We start from the raw sequence: 772 nt of genomic DNA, 5'->3' as shown, positions 1-772 counted from the left end.
GAAGCTCTTGCCCGGGAAACAAACTCAAACTAACAGTCCCTTGTCCTGCCTCGCGGGTGGAGGAATTTGACTGACCACACCCGGAGGAATTTGAAGTGACCCGCGGGGATTCGATGATCATGTTTGTTTTTATGGCGCGCCAATCAGCCTAGCCTGAAGGAGATCGAGCTTAGCGCGCCCGTACATCTGCCGTTTGACCAGCTTGAGTTTGGTGATCTGAGCTTCCACTTGGCCATTGGACCATGGTTGCGTGATAGCCGCGTGCACCGCGCCCTTATCTTTGGCTCTTTGGCGATGCCATTCGCAAACGAGCCAATGAGGCTCCGCTTGGATTCATCTATCCAAGGTTCGAGCTCGATCTCGGCCCTCTTTCGGATCATCGCGTGGAAGCGGCCAACGAGAGCGTGGGCATCGGCCAGCATAGGAACGCTTTGTTCAATAGCGGCAACCGTTACGGTCTCGGCCTTGCTTAGGTGGTCGCGCTTTGTCGTCAGCAGCTGCGCTATCGTCCTGGCGGCGGGGACCTTCTGCAATTGTTGACGGCTGATAGTCTCGGCGCGCCGCCGTCGCGTGGCCCATTCCGCCACCACCCGCAGCGATCCCTTAAAGCCTTGCCCCCTCAAACGGCGCCAGAGTTCGGCGCCGTTGCGACAGCCGCCTGACCACTGCGCGTCCAGGAACGGCAGGTACCCATCCAGAGTGCTTTGACGGCTGCGGAACATATCCGTACCGCCGCCGCGGCTAATTTGGCGAACCAGATTGCGACTATGTC

At 58.8% G+C, this 772-nt stretch carries 1 pseudogene; it reads right to left on the bottom strand.

Annotated elements, in window-relative coordinates:
- Positions 1-129: 129 nt before the first annotated feature.
- Positions 130-772 (bottom strand): annotated as a pseudogene (locus QJT78_RS51785) (transposase); the annotation flags it as partial.

This window comes from Bradyrhizobium sp. Mp27 (assembly GCF_029953005.1).
In the GTDB taxonomy this organism is placed as follows: Bacteria; Pseudomonadota; Alphaproteobacteria; order Rhizobiales; family Xanthobacteraceae; genus Bradyrhizobium; species Bradyrhizobium barranii.
The sequence above is the reverse complement of the archived record's forward strand: the minus strand, read 5'-3'. Positions and strand labels throughout refer to the sequence as shown.